The following is a 1,432-nucleotide window of genomic DNA, read 5'->3' on the forward strand; positions in this document are numbered from 1 at the left end:
TTCGGCGGCACCGCCACTTCGCTGAAGCTGCCAAGCGTCGCTGCGAGCTCTGCCAGAACCGGCGTGACGAACAATGTGCGAACGTCGGTACTGAGGTTCAGCCGGCGCAAACGCGCCAGCAATTTTACGGCCAACAGCGAATGTCCGCCGAGTTCGAAGAAGTTGTCGTGACGGCTGATCCGCTCGACGCCGAGCAGCTCGGACCAGATCGCGGCAAGCGCCTGCTCGATCTCGCCCTGGGGCGCCTCATAGGCCTGACGCGAATAAGCCTCGCCATCAGGCGCCGGCAGCGCGCCTCGGTCTAGCTTGCCGTTGGGGGTCAGCGGCAGCGCGTCCAGCAGCACATAGGCCGCAGGAACCATATAGTCGGGCAGGTGGGTTCCAAGCCAGGCGCGCAGCAGCGCGGGCTCGGCCTTGTCGAGGTCGCCTGCGGGGACGGCATAAGCGACGAGGCGCTTGTCGCCGGGCTGGTCCTCACGCGCGACCACGACTGCCTCGCGCACGCCGGGATGCTCGGCCAGCCGGGCTTCGATCTCTCCCAGTTCGATCCGGAACCCGCGGATCTTCACCTGATGGTCGTTGCGGCCCAGGAACTCGATATTGCCGTCGGGCAGATAACGCGCAAGGTCACCCGTCCTGTAGAGCCGGTCGCCCGCCACGAACGGACTCGCCACAAACCGCTCCGCGGTCATCTCGGGCCGGTTCAGATAGCCGCGCGCCACACCCACGCCGCCAATGTAAATCTCTCCCACCGCACCCAACGGAACAGGCTGCCGGTACGCGTCCAGCAGATAGATCCGCGTGTTCGATATCGGACGACCAATGGGGATGTTTGGTAGGTCCTCATCTGCACTGTTATACTGTTTAACGGTGGTTGTTACGGTAGCCTCGGTAGGCCCATAGACATTGAAGAGATTGCGGCCCATGCTCCATTCTTGGATAAGTCCAGGCTTTGCCGCTTCCCCTCCCATAACCAAGCATGCGAGATGGTTTGTCTTATCGACTTCCAGACCTCTCAAGACGGAAGGCGGTACCATCAAATGTGTGATCGCGCCTTTGCTTAAGGCATGAGTCAGATCTTCTATGGCCAATTCAGATCTGGATAGATGCAGGGAAGCTCCCCCGAACAGGGAGGCAACGATGTCTCCAATAGACGCATCAAAGCTGGGGGATGTAAACTGGAAAAGGCGACCTCTGTCTGCAATTTCGAATAGAAAGGAGGTGGCGAGACCGAGGTTCACCACCCCTTTATGCTCGACCATGACGCCTTTGGGTGTGCCGGTGGAGCCTGAGGTATAGATGATATAGGCGAGGTTGCGGGTGGTGAGGCCCAGCGCTTGCGGATCGGGGCTGGTTGCGGACTGCTCGGCCCACAGGCCGGCCTCTTCGACCAGATCGATCACCGGGACATGGTCCAGCCCTGCGCGTGCCG

At 61.2% G+C, this 1,432-nt stretch carries 1 protein-coding gene; it reads right to left on the reverse strand.

The annotated features are described in order from the left end of the window. On the reverse strand, nucleotides 1-1,403 hold a 1,403-nt coding region (locus tag E5A73_RS21105; RefSeq protein ID WP_206366570.1), incomplete at its 3' end, for a non-ribosomal peptide synthetase. Nucleotides 1,404-1,432: the final 29 nt, after the last annotated feature.

The sequence above is a fragment of the Sphingomonas gei genome, assembly GCF_004792685.1.
Classification (GTDB): domain Bacteria; phylum Pseudomonadota; class Alphaproteobacteria; order Sphingomonadales; family Sphingomonadaceae; genus Sphingomonas; species Sphingomonas gei.